The sequence below is a fragment of the Pseudoglutamicibacter albus genome (genome assembly GCF_022346425.1).
Taxonomy (GTDB): domain Bacteria; phylum Actinomycetota; class Actinomycetes; order Actinomycetales; family Micrococcaceae; genus Pseudoglutamicibacter; species Pseudoglutamicibacter albus.
On sequence record NZ_JAKRCW010000016.1, the window covers coordinates 1 to 17,387 of the forward strand.

15 protein-coding genes are annotated in these 17,387 nt (G+C 58.2%); 14 read left to right on the plus strand and 1 reads right to left on the minus strand.

What is annotated here, in order from left to right:
* Positions 1-181 precede the first annotated feature (181 nt).
* From MHJ63_RS08990 to mshC, 10 genes are all read left to right on the plus strand, one after another.
* Positions 182-505 (plus strand): hypothetical protein, encoded by a 324-nt coding sequence (locus tag MHJ63_RS08990; protein WP_070492055.1) that lies wholly within the window; start codon positions 182-184, stop codon positions 503-505.
* Between the two features lie 5 nt (positions 506-510).
* The gene (locus MHJ63_RS08995) at positions 511-1,821 is read left to right on the plus strand and encodes a hypothetical protein (protein WP_239447242.1); all 1,311 of its coding nucleotides are present in this window, start codon (positions 511-513) and stop codon (positions 1,819-1,821) included.
* Positions 1,822-1,924: 103 nt separating this feature from the next.
* Positions 1,925-2,428: a hypothetical protein gene (locus MHJ63_RS09000; RefSeq protein ID WP_070492061.1), complete on the plus strand. Its 504-nt coding sequence runs from the start codon at positions 1,925-1,927 to the stop codon at positions 2,426-2,428.
* Between the two features lie 191 nt (positions 2,429-2,619).
* A complete protein-coding gene (locus MHJ63_RS09005) occupies positions 2,620-3,213 on the plus strand; it encodes a hypothetical protein (protein WP_239447226.1) in 594 nt (197 codons plus the stop codon).
* 20 nt (positions 3,214-3,233) lie between these two features.
* Positions 3,234-3,662, plus strand: coding sequence for a hypothetical protein (locus MHJ63_RS09010; protein ID WP_239447227.1), 429 nt, complete (start codon positions 3,234-3,236; stop codon positions 3,660-3,662).
* 1,549 nt (positions 3,663-5,211) lie between these two features.
* Positions 5,212-5,640: a hypothetical protein gene (locus tag MHJ63_RS09015; protein WP_141739762.1), complete on the plus strand. Its 429-nt coding sequence runs from the start codon at positions 5,212-5,214 to the stop codon at positions 5,638-5,640.
* Positions 5,641-5,774: 134 nt separating this feature from the next.
* On the plus strand, positions 5,775-7,151 hold the full coding sequence (locus MHJ63_RS09020; RefSeq protein WP_083289535.1) for a M20/M25/M40 family metallo-hydrolase: 1,377 nt from the start codon (positions 5,775-5,777) through the stop codon (positions 7,149-7,151).
* A gap of 47 nt (positions 7,152-7,198) precedes the next feature.
* Positions 7,199-8,350: an acyl-CoA dehydrogenase family protein gene (locus MHJ63_RS09025; RefSeq protein WP_239447228.1), complete on the plus strand. Its 1,152-nt coding sequence runs from the start codon at positions 7,199-7,201 to the stop codon at positions 8,348-8,350.
* Positions 8,351-8,382: 32 nt separating this feature from the next.
* Positions 8,383-9,219, plus strand: coding sequence for an undecaprenyl-diphosphate phosphatase (locus tag MHJ63_RS09030; RefSeq protein WP_035755390.1), 837 nt, complete (start codon positions 8,383-8,385; stop codon positions 9,217-9,219).
* A gap of 74 nt (positions 9,220-9,293) precedes the next feature.
* Positions 9,294-10,568, plus strand: coding sequence for a cysteine--1-D-myo-inosityl 2-amino-2-deoxy-alpha-D-glucopyranoside ligase (gene mshC, locus MHJ63_RS09035; RefSeq protein WP_239447229.1), 1,275 nt, complete (start codon positions 9,294-9,296; stop codon positions 10,566-10,568).
* A gap of 6 nt (positions 10,569-10,574) precedes the next feature.
* On the opposite strand, the gene MHJ63_RS09040 is transcribed toward mshC, so the two are convergent.
* Positions 10,575-11,528: a PAC2 family protein gene (locus tag MHJ63_RS09040; RefSeq protein ID WP_239447230.1), complete on the minus strand. Its 954-nt coding sequence runs from the start codon at positions 11,526-11,528 to the stop codon at positions 10,575-10,577.
* Positions 11,529-11,640: 112 nt separating this feature from the next.
* On the opposite strand from MHJ63_RS09040, the gene MHJ63_RS09045 reads away from it, so the two are divergent.
* The 4 genes from MHJ63_RS09045 (at position 11,641) to dop (ending at position 17,343) form a co-directional block, all read left to right on the plus strand.
* Positions 11,641-12,783 (plus strand): site-2 protease family protein, encoded by a 1,143-nt coding sequence (locus MHJ63_RS09045; protein ID WP_052048325.1) that lies wholly within the window; start codon positions 11,641-11,643, stop codon positions 12,781-12,783.
* A 14-nt stretch (positions 12,784-12,797) separates the two neighbouring features.
* Positions 12,798-13,871, plus strand: a complete 1,074-nt coding sequence (locus tag MHJ63_RS09050; RefSeq protein WP_070492080.1) for a tRNA (adenine-N1)-methyltransferase — start codon at positions 12,798-12,800, stop codon at positions 13,869-13,871.
* A gap of 89 nt (positions 13,872-13,960) precedes the next feature.
* Complete coding sequence (gene arc / locus MHJ63_RS09055; protein WP_239447231.1) at positions 13,961-15,652, plus strand: proteasome ATPase; 1,692 nt, start codon at positions 13,961-13,963, stop codon at positions 15,650-15,652.
* 26 nt (positions 15,653-15,678) lie between these two features.
* Positions 15,679-17,343, plus strand: a complete 1,665-nt coding sequence (gene dop, locus MHJ63_RS09060) for a depupylase/deamidase Dop (protein WP_239447232.1) — start codon at positions 15,679-15,681, stop codon at positions 17,341-17,343.
* The last annotated feature ends 44 nt before the right edge of the window (positions 17,344-17,387 follow it).

Here is a 17,387-nt window from a genome sequence, read left to right on the forward strand (position 1 = left end):
CGCTTCGAATGAGGTGCGGGGGATTATTAGTTTGGTGCGTGAGACGTTGGCTAGTAATGATGAGACGGCTGTGTCTACGCAGTCGCGTGCTCGTAATGCTGTAGCGAATATCGGCTAGCCAAGGGTGTGCCCCCTCTTCTAAGGGGGGTAGATGGACTGTTCTTTCAGAAAGTTGTGACACATGCACTTTGATATCCATCACGCGGCCGCTACGCAGACTGTTACAGCAACCAACAGCGCCGCTGATGATCTGGATGATGCTTTCGCTGATGTGAAAGCTGGGTTGGATGGTATGCAGGAGGTGTTGAAGCATTCTCCTGCTGTTGCTGGGGCGTTAGTTGCTGTTAAAGAGGGTGCTGTTGAGCCTACCGCGGATGGTGTGATGTCTAAGATCCGTACCGCAACAGGCTCCACGAGTGATGCGTTGAAGCTGTATTGGGGTGGGGACCAGCAGATGACTGCCAACGTGTGCCCAGTCCCAGGCAATATCGACATGCCGGGGTGAGGTGAGTGAGCTTCAACGTCGTAGAGGTTGATGATCCGGATGAGATCCGGACACGGGTATCTGGTTTGCACTCGAGGTTTGGTGATGCAGCTGATGCCATGAAAACCGTGCATGCTCGGTGGCGTCCTATTCAAGGCCAGTATGTAGCGCCTGAGGCTCCTACCGTGGTCGAGGCGATGAAGGTCCCTGAAAAGACGGTCGGTGAGTTTGATGACGCCGGCGAATCTATCAAGAGGGTGCTGGGAGACTATGCGACTAATCTTGATGGCCTGATGCAACGCCGTAGAGCACTCATGGACAAAATCAGTAACTATGAGGCGATGAATCCTGATGATGACGATGACGCGGGGCGTGACGAGAAAGAGAGTCTGCGTAAGGAAATCGAAGCTGATGCTTCTGTGTTGGCGCAGGATAAGGACGATGTCCAGAACCGATGCCGTGACAGCCTGCTAGCTATCAACATTGACGGTAAATCAGCTAAGAATGCACAAGACAAGGCCCCGCAAGCACATGAAGCCAACGGCGGGGCAGACTCGAACTTCTTTCAACAGACGTTGAATGAATTCACCGGAGCGAATGATCTAGAGGGCGTTGCTGGTGGGATCACGCAAAGCGTCGCGTTTGGGTTGAGTAGAACTGAAAATGCGTTGACCTTTGCAGGGGTGAAGTACACCACGCTTCAGGTTCGAAATAATTGGGCACCTGGGTGGCTGCAGTGGATTGCAAAAAGCAGCAAATTAGGTGAGCGCCTCGTTAAATGGACGACCGGATGGGAACCAGCGCTCCTCGTAAGAGTCGGGAGACGAACTGCGAGCAGTTTCATCAAGGGAAAGCACCCTGGCAACATCGCGCGTAAGCCAGAGAGCTTTAGGGACTTCCTACGTCTACTGGTAGGACGAACCATTTACGGAGTCAGTGAAGTAAAGAACCGCAAAGCGAACAAGTATCAAGCCAAACGGAAAGCCAAACTCATTACAGCCTCGAAGTGGGTTGGTCGCTCCTCCGTTTTGCTCGCTGGTGGCGTCAACTTCGCGAGCAGTTGGCAGGAAGACTCCAGGAAATACCCAAGTATGGGCAACGTTGAGAAGGGGTTGCGGGCGGGGGCAACCGCTGGGGTAACTGCCGGTGGGGCTGCACTTGGAGCCAAAGGGGGTGCAGCTCTCGGCGCCGCAATCGGCTCCTTCGGCGGCCCCGTGGGCACTGCTGCCGGTGCCGTTATTGGCGGTGTCGTCGGCGGTGTTGTTGGAGGGAATGTGGGCAGTTGGGTTGGTGACAGGTTTAAAGAAGGAATGGACTGGTTTAAGAATCTGTTCTGACTGGGCCCGTTTTCGCCTGGTTAGCGGGGCCTGTTGTGCTGCTGCTTTGGTGTGGTGGCTGGATTTTAGGTAAAGGTGAGAAACGTGAAGGGTGGCGTTGTTTATGGATTTTCCAGATGTTGAGATTAAGATTCCGGAGCATCCTGATGCGAAGTTCAGGTTGCCTATCCCGGAGGACTGGGAGGTCGATGACTCCGGTAGTGATAATGGGGTGTTCATCTATAAAGGACGGCCTTCTGAACTCTGGAGTGTTGAGGGGTTTCGTTCTAATTTCGTGATCATCCAGAGGGCTTATGATCAGCGGCACGCCACGGATGAGGGCTATTACAACGAGATCCTCGCCACGGATGCTGGGTTAGCAGACCAACTGGCGGAATACCGCAATATTCACCTGGGTTGGGACACTCTGGGTGGGGATGATACTGCGGCCGTGTTGCGTGTGGCTTCTTACCGCAATGAGGAAGGTACACCGGTGGTGTTGTATCAGTGGAATGCGATACGCGGCGGTATTGAGATGAATGTGGCGTTGACATTCCATGCGGCACTACTTTTCGCGTGGGCAGACGTTGCATATATGTGGGCGAAGGAATTCGAATGGGCAGTGTAGAGAACAATCACAAGGAACAAGAAACCAGAATCGTTCTAAGCTGGGAACAATACCAGTACATGGTTGGTGGTGAATACGAAGGGTATGGTCCCACACTTCATGATGTAACCGGCACTTGTGTGTTGACTAATGGTGAAGCAGAACCGGGCTATGAGCAGTTCTGGAAGATCTTTCACGCCACGCTAGGTGCGGTGAAAGTAGGGCGTCGACGTGCCGACGGCACCGTTAATGTTGCTCACGTGTGGACAGGCCCGGAAGGCGTTATCTCTACGGTAGAGAATCACACTGATGGCATCGTGACGATGATGGCTGCAGATCGTGACAGCCGGTTCACGCTTTTGATTGACAGTATGGTTTTAGGGCGGCGTAACTTCCGGCGGGACTATGAGCCAGGGCATGGAGTGATTAAGAAGAAAGACTTCCTGACTGTTCTCATCCCTGATGATCTACCGGCTTCTGAGCTCGCCGACTCTGTGAAAGCCCTCGCTGATTCCGTGAACCACATTCAGCCTGAGATGGCCAAAGATCTGGTGGATGGCCAATACGAGATGATCGTGGTCGAAGGAACCTATCAAGCAGGTGATCGTGACGAGGCCGGTGTGGTGATCTATCTTGATACTCCACACGGATATCTGCTCTATGACACCGAGCGCCGCATGTTGCGTAAAGAGCACCAGCTACACCCTGCACCCGGCTGGTACATCCTTCAACACGCTGTGGCTCTGCTTCCACCTCAATGGCTCATAGAAGTCTGGCAAGACGAATCCGAACCAGCGGCTAGCTGAGTCCGGGGAGGTAGGGGACAGTGTCTGTAGGAGACAATCTACTCTGGGGTGCCTTGCTGGTTTGTGCGGTGTTGTATTGGATTTACTATGTCAAGGTTGTACGTAAACCGAAATCTGATACGTGGTATGACTCAGTCTGGAGTCTTGGAAGCCTGTATATATTTCCGTATGGATGGCTCGCTGCAGGTTCTGTTTCGGCGGCGCTATTGCTCGCTCAGCTGGATATGCCGAAGTTCGTGCTGTTCTGGTTCGTAGGGGTGCCAATGTACGCTGGCATAGCTATTGGATTTATTGGTTTTCTCGGGGCGGGCGGTGTCCCTCTTCCTTATCCGTTCTTACCTAAGTGGGCGGTGAAGAAACAGAAAGAGGAATGGGCTAGAACCATAGGTTATGTCAAAGAGTACATGCAGAAATTGCGGGACCGCCTACGTTCCCGCAGAAGAAAGTAGACCCCTCAATGATTCGAAAACCGGCATTGTTGAATTCTAATTGAGCCCGGGGAGGTGGGGGACAGTGTCCGTAGGGGACAATCTACTTTGTGTTGCCTTGCTGGTTTGGGCGGTCTTGTATTGGATTTACTATGTCAGGGTTGTGCGTCATCCGAAGAACTCTTGGCGGTATGACGACTCCGGCTGGTGCATGACACATTTGCATTTATATCCATACGTTTTGCTCATGCTTGGTTCTATTTCGGCGGCGGTATTGCTCGTCCAACTGAATATGCCTAAGTTCGTGCTGTTCTGGTTCGTAGGGGTGCCAATGTACGCGAGCATAGCTCTTTGTTTTATTGGGCTTCTTGGGGCAGGCGGTGTTCCTCTCCCTTATCCGTTGGTGCCTAAGTGGTTTGTGAAGCAGCGTCGAGAGGAATGGGCTAGGAGCAGAGCAAGGCGGAAGGAACGGACACGAATACGGCGTGAACGTAGGCGTCTCCGCAAAAGAAAATGGCCCCCTCAATGATTCGAAAACCGGCTTGGCGGAGAGCTAAATGAGTCCGGGGAGGTAGGGGACAGTGTCTGTAGAGGACAATCTACTTTGTGTTGCCATACTTACATGGGCGGTCTTGTATTGGATTTACTATGTCAAGGTTGTGCGTCATCCGAAGAATTCCTGGCGGTATGACGACTCCGGCTGGTGCATCAGGAATCTGCACTTATATCCATACGTTTCGCTCATGCTCGGATCTATTTCGGCTGCGGTATTACTCGCTCAACTGGATATACCGAAGTATGTGCTGTTCTGGTTCGTAGGGGTGCCAATGTACGCCAGCATAGCTCTTTCTTTTATTGGGCTTCTTGGGGCAGGCGGTGTTCCTCTTCCTTATCCGTTGGTGCCTAAGTGGTTTGTGAAGCAGCGTCGAGAGGAATGGGCGAGGAGCAGAGCCAGGCGAAAGGTACGGGCACGAATTAGGCGTGAACGTAGGCGTCTCCGCAAGAGGAAGTGGCCCCCTCGCTGATTCGAAAACCGGCTTGGCGGAGAGCTAAATGAGTCCGGGGAGGTAGGGGACAGTGTCTCTAGGGGACAATCTATTCTGGGTCGCCATGCTTACTTGGGCGATATTGTATTGGATTTACTATGTCAAGGTTGTACGTAACCCGAAAAATGAGTCGTGGTGGGAATCGCCCTGGAGTGTCTTTAGCTTTTACCTATATCCCTACCTTGCGCTCATGTTTGGTTCTCTCTCGGCTACATTCCTGCTTGTGCAGCTCGGTTTGCCTAAGGTTGTGGGATATTGGCTCCTGAAGTTGGTCCCGTGGGGTGTCATCCTTTGTGTGGCTATTGCTTTTCTCGGGTTAGCCGGTGTCCCACTTCCTTATCCGTTCTTACCCAAGTGGGCGGTGATGAAACAGAAAGAGGACTTGGTTAGAACCATAGGTTATATCAAAGAGTACATGCAGAAATTGCGGGACCGCCTGCGTTCCCGCAGAAGAAAGTAGGCCACTCAGTGATTCGAAAACCGGCTTGGCGGAGAGCTAAATGAGTCCGGGAAGGTAAGGGACAGTGTCTGCAGAAGACAATCTACTCTGGGGTGTCTTGCTGGTTTGTGCGGTGTTGTATTGGATTTACTATGTCAAGGTTGTGCGTAAACCGAAATCTGATGCGTGGTATGACTCAGTCTGGAGTCTTGGAAGCCTGTATATATTTCCGTATGGATGGCTCGCTGCAGGTTCTGTTTCGGCGGCGCTATTGCTCGCTCAGCTAGATATGCCGAAGTTCGTGCTGTTCTGGTTCGTAGGGGTGCCAATGTACGCTGGCATAGCTATTGGATTTATTGGTTTTCTCGGGGCGGGCGGTGTCCCTCTTCCTTATCCGTTCTTACCTAAGTGGGCGGTGAAGAAACAGAAAGAAGAATGGGCAACTGCTATCGCCTGGCTGAAAGGTCGCGTACGAAAGCGGCGTGAACGTAGACGTCGCCGCAAAAGAAAGTAATGCACAGTCCCTGTAGAGAACAACCCGCTTCTTCCCCTTGAACTCGCCGGAGTACCTCCCGGGCATAGTTCAATCCTTCGCGAGCCGAAGTGCGCACCATTCCCAGGGCGCTTCAGGGTTCTAGACTTGAGAGCATGCCAGACTCCGTGCTCACGCCTCAGAATCCCGAACCGCGATACTCCAGCGAACACGCCCCTGATGCCCGTACACGGGAATCCCTGGATCAAGAAGTAGTGAGGATCTGCCGAGACCTGATCCGCATCGACACCACCAACCTCGGCAGCTATCCAGACGCCGCCAATGAACGTCCTGCAGCCGAATACGTCATGGAGCTGCTCCAGGAAGTCGGCCTCGAACCCACAATGTACGAATCCGCGCCAGGACGCGCCAGCGTCGTGGCCCGTATCGAGGGCCGCGAACCCGACCTGCCCGCGCTCGTAGTGCACGGTCACCTCGACGTCGTACCAGCCCAACCCGAAGACTGGTCCGTCAACCCGTTCGAAGCAGTCATCAAAGACGACATGATCTGGGGCCGCGGAGCCGTAGACATGAAAAACATGAACGCGATGATCCTCACCACCGTGCGAGACATGGCACGCCGCGGACTCAAACCACGCAGAGACCTCATCGTCGCGTTCTTCGCAGACGAAGAAGCAGGAGGCGAATACGGTGCACTATGGATGGTCAAAAACCACCCAGAAGTATTCGCTGGCGCAACCGAAGCCATCAGCGAAGTCGGAGGCTACTCAACCACCATCAACGGCGAACGCCTCTACCTCGTCCAAACCGCCGAGAAAGGCCGCGCCTGGGGCGCACTCACCGCCCACGGGCGCGCCGGGCACGGATCCGCCGTAACACACGAAAACCCGATCGTGCACCTGGCCACCGCTATCGCCCGCATCGCAGGCGATGACTGGCCCCGCGAATACAACGAAGCCACCACCGCCCTACTTGAAGGCATCGCGCACATCACCGGCACAGAATTCGACCCCGCCAACCCCCAGCCGCAACTAGAAGCCCTCGGGCCCACCGTGAAGTTCATCGCGAACACACTACAGACCACAAGCAACCCGACCGTCCTGAAAGCCGGCTACAAAGACAACGTCATCCCACAAGAAGCCCAAGCGCGGCTCGATGTGCGCACGCTACCGGGCAAACACGAATCCACGCTTGAACGCATCGCTGAACTCGCAGGCGAACACGTCACCTACAGCATCGACCACCACAGGCCATCAGTCAGCGCCCCGATCGATGCCCCCATCTTCGATGCGATGCGGGAGGCCCTGAACCGCCACGACTCCGGCTGCCACGTACTGCCATACATGCTCGGCGCAGGAACCGATAACAACGCTCTAGCCGACCTCGGAATCAACGGATACGGTTTCGCCCCACTGCTACTTCCCGCTGAACTGGACTTCACCGGCATGTTCCACGGGATCGATGAACGAGTACCCATCGAATCGATCACTTTCGGCCGCGCCGTACTCTCCGAATTCCTCCTCGACTACTAGCGCCCACAACCCATAGAGCCCCCACCAACGAACGAAAGGACATCACCGTGTCTGATCGAGTCACAGCAATCCTGACTCCCGGCCTGCTAGAAACCCTGCGTGAGCGCGCACCTGAATACGACCAGAACAACGAGTTCGCGGCCCAGGATGTGCGCGACCTCGCAGAAGCCGGCTACTTCACCGCTACGTTGCCAGTTGAAGAAGGCGGGGCAGGGTGGAGCTTCGCAGACCTGGTGCGCGCCGAAAGGATGCTGGCAGCCGCGGTACCTGCCACCGCGCTGGCCGTGAACATGCACCAGGTGTGGTGCGGCGTCGACAAGATCCTGCGTTCCTGGGGCGATGATCGGCTCGCGTTCATGCGCCAGTGGGTTTCCGAAGGTGAACTATTGGCCTTTGGGGTCTCCGAACCAGGCAACGACGCCGTGCTGCTGGACTCCTACACTCAAGCGACCCCAGGGCAAGGCGGCTATACCCTCAACGGCTTGAAAGTGTTCACCTCCCTAGGTCCGGCGTGGACGCGGCTGGGCGTCATGGGTAAACATGACGGCCAGCTGCTCTACGGGTTCGTGGAACCACAGGAAGGCGTGCAGCGAGTCGGGGAGTGGGACGCACTCGGCATGCGGGCTTCCGGATCGTTTGCCACCAAACTCACCGACGCGTGGATGAAAGAAGAAACCATCCACACCCGTTTTGAGCCGTGGGATGCCACCGAGCCGCTGGTTGCGGCGATCTTCGCCTCCTTCCTGACCCTCACAGGTTCGGTGTACGTCGGCATCGCAGACCGCGCGCTCGAGCTCGCACGTACCAGCGCGAATGAACGCACATCCCGCTCAACCGGGCTGGCGCTCTCACAACAACCGGCGCCGCGTACGCTTATCGCGGAGGCCGGCATGAAACAGATCGCGCTCGATGCAGTGGTCGAATCAGTCGTCAACGAACTGGATGCTGGACTCAGCCCGAGCCCGGCAACAGTCGCACGGTGGGTGACATTGCGCACGATGGCTACCGACACCGCCCAAGCCCACATCGAGACCGCCCGAGCGCTCTCTGGTGGAGCCGGGTTCACGCGTACCTCAGAGATCTCGCGTCTTTACCGCGACGTTGCGGCAGGTATGCACCATCCGTCGCAACGCCCATCGGCGATGGAATCTGTGGCTAACTGGCTGGTTGGTCCGGTGGAACACACCACTAACAGCTAGGTTGTGTCCGCTCGGCACGATACCCTGCAGTGGTGGAATGGTTATACGCAGCGATCCTCGGCCTCGTTCAAGGGCTGACTGAGTTTCTTCCGATCTCTTCATCCGCGCACTTGCGCATCACGGGGTCTTTCCTGCCTGGTGGGTCTGACCCTGGCGCGGCATTCACCGCGATCACCCAGTTAGGCACCGAGACCGCGGTCTTGCTGTTCTTCTGGCGAGACATCGTGCGGATCATCAAGCACTGGTGCCTGGCACTCGTGGGGAAGATGCCGCGCAATGACCCCGATGCGCGCATGGGTTGGCTGATCATCATCGGTTCGATCCCGATCGGCGTGCTCGGTCTGCTACTGGAAGAACAGATCGACACAACCTTCCGCAGTCTGTGGATCGTGGCGTTCATGCTCGTGTTCTTCGGCCTCTTGCTTGCGGCCGCGGACTCCTTGGGTAAACAACGCCGACAGCTACAAGACCTCACCGTCAAACACGGTATTTTCTATGGTTTCTTCCAAGCGCTCGCGTTGATCCCTGGCGTATCCCGTTCAGGCGGAACCATCACGGGTGGTTTGGCCCTCGGCTATTCGCGTGAAGCCGCTACCCGCTACTCGTTCCTGCTAGCGATTCCCGCGGTCATGATCTCCGGCGGCTACAAACTCGCGAAAGCACTCAAAGACGGTTTCGACGGCCCATACGGTGCAGGCCCCACCGCGTTGGCCACCGTCATCGCGTTCATCGTCGGTTTCGTAGTGATCGGATGGCTGCTGCGCTACATCTCAACCCACTCGTTCCGCCTGTTCGTGTGGTACCGCATCGCGCTGGGCTTCATCCTGTTCGTCCTGCTCGGTCTTAACCTCATCGACCCAACGGTCTAAACGGGCGAGCCACACGGTAGCCTCGAATGATAAGTGTTGTGCCCGCGTTCCGCCCCGTAACGTAAGGAGAGCCCGTGCAGTCTTGGCCACGACCACACGTCCCTCAGGTCCCCGGACAACCACCAGCGATGCGGTTGTTCGATACCTCGACAGGAAAGATCGAAGAGGTCAAGACGAACGAGCATGCATCCATCTACGTGTGTGGCATCACCCCGTATGACGCCACACACTTAGGGCACGCCTCAACGTATGTGACCTTTGACCTGCTGATTCGGCAGTGGCTCGATGCTGGCCTTGAGGTGAACTACATTCAAAACGTGACCGACATCGATGACCCGCTCCTGGAGCGGGCCGACGATACCGGCGTGGATTGGGAATGGCTCGCTGAAGACCAGACCAACCTGTTCCGCGGCGACATGGAGGCGCTGCGGGTCATCCCGCCGCAGCACTACATGGGCGCAGTTGCCGCGATCCCGTGGGTTGTTGAAGGCGTTGAGAAGATGCTCGCCGACGGTGTCGCCTACCGTGTGCACGGTACGGCCGGCGAGCCAGACGGGGACGTCTACTTCGACTCCGCGGCTGCAGCAACGGATGCATGGCGGTTGGGGGATGTGTCTCACTACGACGCCGAAACCATGAACGAGTTCTTCGCTGAACGAGGCGGCGACCCGGACCGCCCAGGTAAACGCGACCCGTTGGATCCGTTGCTGTGGCGGGTGGCCCGCGAAGGGGAACCATCCTGGGACGGCAGGACCCTCGGTGACGGCCGGCCCGGCTGGCACATCGAATGCTCCGTCATGGCGGCCCGCCTCAACGACGGCCCGCTCACCGTCCAGGCCGGCGGTAACGACCTCATCTTCCCGCACCACGAGTTCTCTGCAGGCCATACTGCCGCTGTCTCCGGTCACCGTCTTGCCGAACACTACGCACACACTGGCATGGTTGGCCTTGACGGGGTCAAGATGTCGAAATCGCTTGGGAACCTCGTTCTCGTCTCAAAGCTGACCGCCGAAGGGCGCGATCCACGAGCGATCCGCGCGGTCATCCTGGATCATCACTACCGTGACGACTGGTCTTTCGAACACGAAGATCTGGAACGCGCTGATCAGCGCATCGCAACGTGGGAGAGCGCACTGGGCCGTAGCACCCAGCAGCAGGCCGAGGATGTGGTGGCTCGCGTGCGGGCCGCACTTGCCAACGACCTCGATGCGCCAGCTGCCTTGGCCGCACTAGATGAATGGGCCGCGGCAACGCACGATGGGCCAGCTACTTCCGATGCGGCCGCTCGCTTGGTTGCAGACGCCGTCAACGCTCTACTGGGTATCGAACTGCAGCCTGCCGGGAACTAGGACTGTCTAGGACGTGAGGTCGTCGCGGCCGGAAAGGTAGCGGCGGAGCTCTTCCGCGATGGCCTCCCCATCGATGCGCTCCTGCGGAGTCTCGTGTTCGGCCTGTGCATGTTGTTGTTTAAGCTCTGAAAAGAGAGTCGCCAGCCGCGGGTCTTCAGCGGCCGCGGCATCGAGGGCTTCTTCCCACTCTTCGGCGTGCACGCGCAAACTATCGGTTGGCAGATCCAAACCGAAATGCTCATCGAGCGCCGCAATCAGAGCGATCTGGGCCTTCGGATCCTGTAGCGCGGCAACATAGCGCGGCACATCAACCCACACATCCAGAACAGGTAGACCCGCCGCCCACGCGGTATCCGAAAGCACCGAAACAATGCCGGCAGGGCCCACATCCACCGAACGATCCGCTGAGGTCAGCGAACGCAGAGCCCGCGAGTCAGAGGTCAAGCGCGCCTGGGCATTCGCTGAATGAGGTATCTGTTCAGCGGTGGCGTGCAAGGCCGTGACCATAACAACGTTCAGGGCTTCGGCATGCATCAAAACCTCACCAACAAACGAGATCCACCGCATGTTAGGTTCCGGGCCCAGAGCAACCACGACGTCCAAACCGGTAGGGGTGCGGAACCGATACAACCGCGTAGTAGGCCAAGCGAGTTTAAGGTTTCCGTTGACACCTGCAACACGTGAAGGTCGATTGACGAGGAAGTCGTAATATTCCTCAGGCTCTAACTTGGCCGCCAAGGTTGAATCGACATGTTCAAGGATCCATTCCGCGGCGCTGGTCGCGGCGTGGCCAGCGTTCTCAAAGCCACCGAAAGCCGCGATCAAAACAGCCGGACGCAACTTATCCGTACTCGAACCCGAGACTGGCTGGGCGCGCACCCACTCCTTGACCGAATCAAAAGGCACCGACTCATACGGTAATGATTCGAGCGGTTGAGTGCTCTCACGGTCACTGCTCACGTGCTCAGTCTCCTCACCTTCAAGCATTTATTCGTTACCCTAGTCACCCTCTCGGCGAGTGAAAAGACCAACCGATTAATCGGTTCGCGTTTTAGGACCTAAGATATGAGTCATGCCTACCGAAGGTGCCACCCAGCCGTGGTACAACCGTCCGCTCCCGCTCGGGAGTATCGGTGGCGTACCCGTTTCACTATCCACATCCTGGTTCTTCGTAGCCTTAGTCCTTCCCATCGCCGTGGTTGTGGTGGTCCAAGACTGGCTGCCAGGAACCACTACCGCGGTAGCGATCATCTTGGGGCTTCTACAGACAGTCGCCCTCATGTTCTCGGTTCTCATCCACGAGGTCGCCCACGCGCTCGTCGCTAAGGCACTCGGTTGGAAAACCACGGGCATCGAAGTCACGCTGTGGGGCGGGCACACGAGCTTCGATACGACGAAACCAAAAGCGTCGCAATCGTTCTTCGTCTCGATCGTGGGGCCGCTCACCAACCTTGCCCTTGCCGCGATCATCTATTCACCCATCTGGCTCGGAGCCCAACTTCCCGATGGGCCGCTGAAGTTCTTCATCATGATGACGGTCATCGCGAACCTCGCGATCGGCGTATTCAACCTCTTGCCAGGCCTACCCCTGGATGGCGGCAGGGTAGTTGAGTCAATCGTGTGGGGTATCGCCGGGCGTCAGCCGATCGGCACGATCGTTGCCGGATGGATCGGCGGGATCCTCGCTTTGGCCGGCGGGGTCAGCGTCATCGTCTTCTTGGTGCAAGCCCAGCACAACACCAAGTTCGTGACGCTTCTGATGCTGTTGGTCATGATCGTTCCGTTGCTTGATGGAGCGGTCAAGTCAGTTCGGTTGGGACACTTCCGTTTGCGGATCGAAGGAATGCAGGCCGGGCAGTTGATCAGCCCCGTCGTGCGCCTCGCACCTCACGCTTCAGTGGCCGATGCGGTTGAGGCAGGGGTCTTTGACGACACCGTTGTCCTGGTCCTAAGCCAAGACGGAACGCACTTGTACCGTGTGCGTCCGGAACCGCTTCAGAACATGCTTCCTGCTGTGTATGCAGGCACGCCAGTGATGCATGTTGTGATGGACGCGATGGACGCCCATGTAGTCTCCGCTGAATCAGATGGTGATATTTTGGCTCGTGCCGCACTTGATTCTGAGACGGGGACGGTGCTGGTAGTGGACTCGCAGCAGCAATGCATTGGTGCTGTGCGTCGCGAAAGCGTTGTCAAGGCGCTCGAAGGGCGCTGAGCGAAAGGACTTAAATAGTGGCTGTAGGTGCCCAGCACCGTCGCGGACCGTTCAAAGTGGGCGACAGGGTGCAAGTCACAGACGAGCGCCGCCGCGTACACACACTGACCCTCAAAGAGGGCGGGGAGTTCCACACCCACGTTGGTGTTTTGTTCCACGATCAGTTGCTCGGCCAACCAGAAGGCAGCGTCATCGAGAACTCCGAAGGTGTTCGGTATCAGGCGTTGCGTCCACTTTTGAAAGATTTCGTTTTGTCGATGCCGCGCGGCGCGACAGTGGTGTACCCGAAAGACGCCGGCCAGATCGTGACGATGGGGGACATCTACCCGGGCGCGCGCGTGGTGGAAGCCGGCATCGGTTCGGGCGCGTTGACGATTTCTTTGTTGCGTGCGGTTGGCGATACGGGCCTTGTGCATTCCTTTGAGCGCCGTGAAGAGTTCGCGGATATCGCTCGCGGCAACATCGCCGCGATGTTCGGTGAAGTTCCGCCCTCTTTCCGACTATCCTTGGGGGACTTCCAGGATCGTGTGGTCGAAGAGCACAAGCCAGGCAGTGTGGACCGCGTGGTGCTGGATATGCTCTCGCCTTGGGAATGCCTGGATGCGGTAGCCACCGTTCTGGCTCCAGGTGGGGTATGGGTTAACTATGTTGCGACCGTAACGCAGCTTTCCCGCGTGATCGAAGCGATCCGCTCCGACGGCCGTTTCACCGAACCTGAGGCTTTCGAATCGATGGTGCGCGGCTGGCACGTTGAAGGTTTGGCTGTCCGGCCTGATCACCGCATGGTTGCCCACACCGGTTTTCTGATGACTACCCGCCGGCTCGCTGACGGGGCCGTAGGCATTCCAGGGTCTCGGCGCGTCAAAGACGTGACCTTCCCGGCTGAAGATGTTTCCGCTTGGACCGCTGATCACGACCCAGAAGCCTGGACAGCCGAAGGGCTAGGGGAGCGGGGTCTTTCAGCCAAGAAATTGCGCCGCTCAGCGCGCGACGCGGTAGCGATGGGCCGAGCCGCCGGCGCTGATCTTCCAGATGCAGGCAGCGGAAGCGAAGTCAACGGAACCCACGCCACCCAGCCCGAAGACTAGGCTGCATCCTTTCACGGCACGGCGCATCGACTGCCGAAGCTACACTCACCATCGTGCTTGCTTTGCTGGGCAACACGTAGGGTGGATGCATGAGCGATCAAGCATCAACACCGCCACCTTCGCCGGAACCCAGGGAGAGTTCTTCCAACGAACTCGCCGACGTGCGTAGCCGCAACGTCGAGTTATCGCGCAGGGCAGAGGACCTGAGCCGACAAAACGCGCGGCTAGTAGATGCGTTGCGCCGCTCACGCGAAGCAATCGACGGTTTACGAGCTTCGCTGGAGCGGGACGGGGACTTCCCGCTGACTCACGCGGTAGTGCTGGCTCGCCACGAAGCGATCACGGACCGCACGCGTGCAATCCCAGGGGCAGCAGCTGCCGGGGTGGACATCCTGCACGCCGGAAGAACCGTGCGCACCAGCATTTCACCCCTGCTGGAAGATGAGTATGTAGTTCCTGGTGCGGATGTTCTAGTCAACGAGTCCCTCATAGTCGTGGCTGTTCTTGGGCGGCGAGAAACCGGGACTGTCATGACCGTGGCCGATACTCTGGGCGCGGATAAGATTGTCGTTTCAACCCGCACAGGCGAACGGCTCGTAGTCCGCGCGGCTACCGAGCTGGCCCGCCGCGGAGTCCGGGCCGGTGAGCTCGTGGTCGTTGACCCGAAGACGGACATGGCCCTCTCCACGGTCACGGTGGACTCAGGCACGTCAGGCCTGCAATTGGCCGAGGTTCCACAAACGACCTACCAGATGATCGGCGGACTGGATCAGCAGATCACCCAGGTTCGCGATGCGATCGAGCTGCCGTTCATTCACCGCGAGAAATTCGCAGCCTACGGGCTTGAAGCCCCACGCGGGGTTTTGCTCTACGGGCCTCCGGGGACAGGCAAGACGATGATCGCCCAAGCGGTCGCCCATGCCTTGAGCGAACAAACCGGATCATCCGCTTACTTCCTCAATGTCAAAGGCCCCGAACTGCTCGACAAGTTCGTAGGTGAAACCGAACGCCACATCCGGTTGATTTTCGACCAAGCCCGCGATCAAGCGGCAGCCGGCCACCCCGTCGTGGTGTTCTTTGACGAGATGGACGCGCTCTTCCGCACCCGCGGCACCGGCGTGTCCTCAGACGTTGAAACCACGATCGTCCCGCAGTTGCTCGCGGAGATCGATGGGGTAGAGAAGCTATCGAATGTGCTCGTGATCGGCGCGACCAACCGCGCCGACATGCTTGACCCAGCGGTGTTGCGGCCTGGACGCCTGGACGTCAAAGTGCGTATCGAGAGGCCCGACCGCGCCGCGACACTCGATATTTTGCAGCGCTACCTGAACGAAGACACACCAATCGCACGGACTGAGCTCACCCAATACGTCGATGCAGCGGCGGCGGCAGCGCATCTGTGTGAGGTGGTGGCACACGAAATCTTCGATGCTGACGCTCCATTGTTCGAATGTCTCGATACCGACGGCCAACCCCACTACATCGGCCGAGCCCAGCTGATCTCCGGCGCAGTTGTCAAAGCAATCGTTGACCGCGCAAAGCGTGCCGCCATCAAACGCGAGATCAACGGCGGCGAGACCGGCCTCGACGCGGGCCTTCTGCGTTCAGCGGTCCAAGACGAGTTCACGCACTCCGGCCACATGCCAACGCAAGGCTCACCGGACGAATGGGCCCGCATCCTGGGGCTAAACACACCAACCGGAACCCGCATCGTGAGCGTGCGCCGCCTAGAGAACGGTGAAGAAAACGGCGAAGAAACGGAACCGGCAGGGGATCAGTGAGGAACCAAAAAGCAGAGACCACACGCGTGAGTACGATCCAGCAACACGTCCCGGATGGTTTAGTAGCCGCCGGACTAGTAGGGCGGGCACCCGGTGAACGGATCATGGGCACCGAGACCGAATACGGGGTCATCGCCCCCGGTTCCGGGCTGACACCAACACAGCTCTCCGCGGCGGTAGTGACCGCGATGGGGGAGGCACTCGAACAGCTCGGCTCAGCAAGCGCTGCCGCCCCGTGGGATTACCTGCATGAGCGGCCGCTTGATGACGCCCGCGGCTTTTCGATGAGACGCGCAGACGCCCACGAATCCCAGCTGACCCATGAAGGCACCTCAGTTGCCCCAGGGGCTGCGGCTAAGGGTGGTTCGGGCAGGATTCTGATGAACTCGGTTTTGGGTAACGGTGCCCGCTTCTATGTTGATCACGCTCACCCCGAATATTCCTCCCCGGAGAGCACGAACTCCTACGATGCCGCGGTGTGGGATCAGGCAGGTGACCGCCTGGCGGGCGCGGCGGCGCGGATCGCTAGCGGGCGCATCGGGCACGAGATTCTTCTGCACAAGAACAATGTGGACGGTAAGGGTGCCTCGTATGGAACGCACGAGAATTATCTGACCCCGCGTGCGTTACCGTTCGATGCCCTCGTGTCAGGCCTGCTGCCGTTCTTCGCTACTCGGCATATCGTCTGCGGCTCCGGCCGGGTTGGGTTGGGGCAGTTCGGTGAGAAACCGGGTTTTCAGGTCTCCCAGCGTGCCGACTATTTTGAGCAGCGCGTAGGGTTGGAAACCACTCTGCGCCGCCCACTGGTGAACACGCGGGATGAGCCGCATGCTCAACATAGTCGTTTTCGCCGCTTGCACGTGATTGTGGGGGATGCGAATTGTTGGGGTGTTTCCGCTCGCCTCCGTATGGGTGCAACCAACTGGGTTTTGCGTCTCATCGAAGCAGGCCGATGCCCGCGCGTTGAGATTGTTGATCCGGTGGCCGCGGTGAAAATTTTCTCCCACGACCCTGCATTGCACGTTCAGGTGCCAACGATTGATGGCCAGCGAGTGAGTGCGCTTGATATCCAGGAGAGCTATCTCGAAGCGGCAGAAGCCTACGCCGCAAGCGACGCCGAGGCTACCGGAGCGGAGCGCGAGGTGTTGCCACTATGGCGGCGGGTGATCGATGCGTTGCGTGCTAACGACACTGTCGCTGACCGGTTAGTTGAATGGCGCGGTAAATACGCGCTACTGCGGGCCTATGCCGCTCGTGGCGGGCTCGACGTTGAGGATCCGGACGCCTGGGAAGCAGACCAGCTCAAGCTCATCGACCTGCAATGGTCTGACATGAGGGAAGGTAAAGGCCTAGCGTGGGCACTTGAGCGCGCCGGCAAAGCAGAAACCGTGCTTGCGGAGGCCCATATCGTTACGGCAATGACCACACCACCTGCCAACACACGCGCGTGGGCCCGTGGACAGGCCGTGACAACCTTCGGCAGCCAACTGAACGCCGCATCGTGGGAGAGCCTGACCTTCGAAACCAACGGCCGCATCGAACGCATCGACATGCCCGTGCCGTGGGCGGGCACCCGCGAGGAAGTCAGCGCCACATCCCCGAACGAATTCCGCTTGAGCGAATTCTGTGCATCCATCAACGCATCAATGAACGCACACACGGCGAGCGCGAGCGACCCGCACGCCCTCTAACAGGCGGGTTTGTAGCATGGAGGCACACAGCAACCGGCATGCAA

What these genes read in the sequence shown, in the direction of transcription:
- MHJ63_RS08990 (WP_070492055.1), top strand. Translation starts at nt 182, where the DNA reads ATGCACTTTGATATCCATCACGCGGCCGCTACGCAGACTGTTACAGCA.
- MHJ63_RS09000 (WP_070492061.1), top strand. Translation starts at nt 1,925, where the DNA reads ATGGATTTTCCAGATGTTGAGATTAAGATTCCGGAGCATCCTGATGCG.
- MHJ63_RS09020 (WP_083289535.1), top strand. Translation starts at nt 5,775, where the DNA reads ATGCCAGACTCCGTGCTCACGCCTCAGAATCCCGAACCGCGATACTCC.
- MHJ63_RS09045 (WP_052048325.1), top strand. Translation starts at nt 11,641, where the DNA reads ATGCCTACCGAAGGTGCCACCCAGCCGTGGTACAACCGTCCGCTCCCG.
- arc (WP_239447231.1), top strand. Translation starts at nt 13,961, where the DNA reads ATGAGCGATCAAGCATCAACACCGCCACCTTCGCCGGAACCCAGGGAG.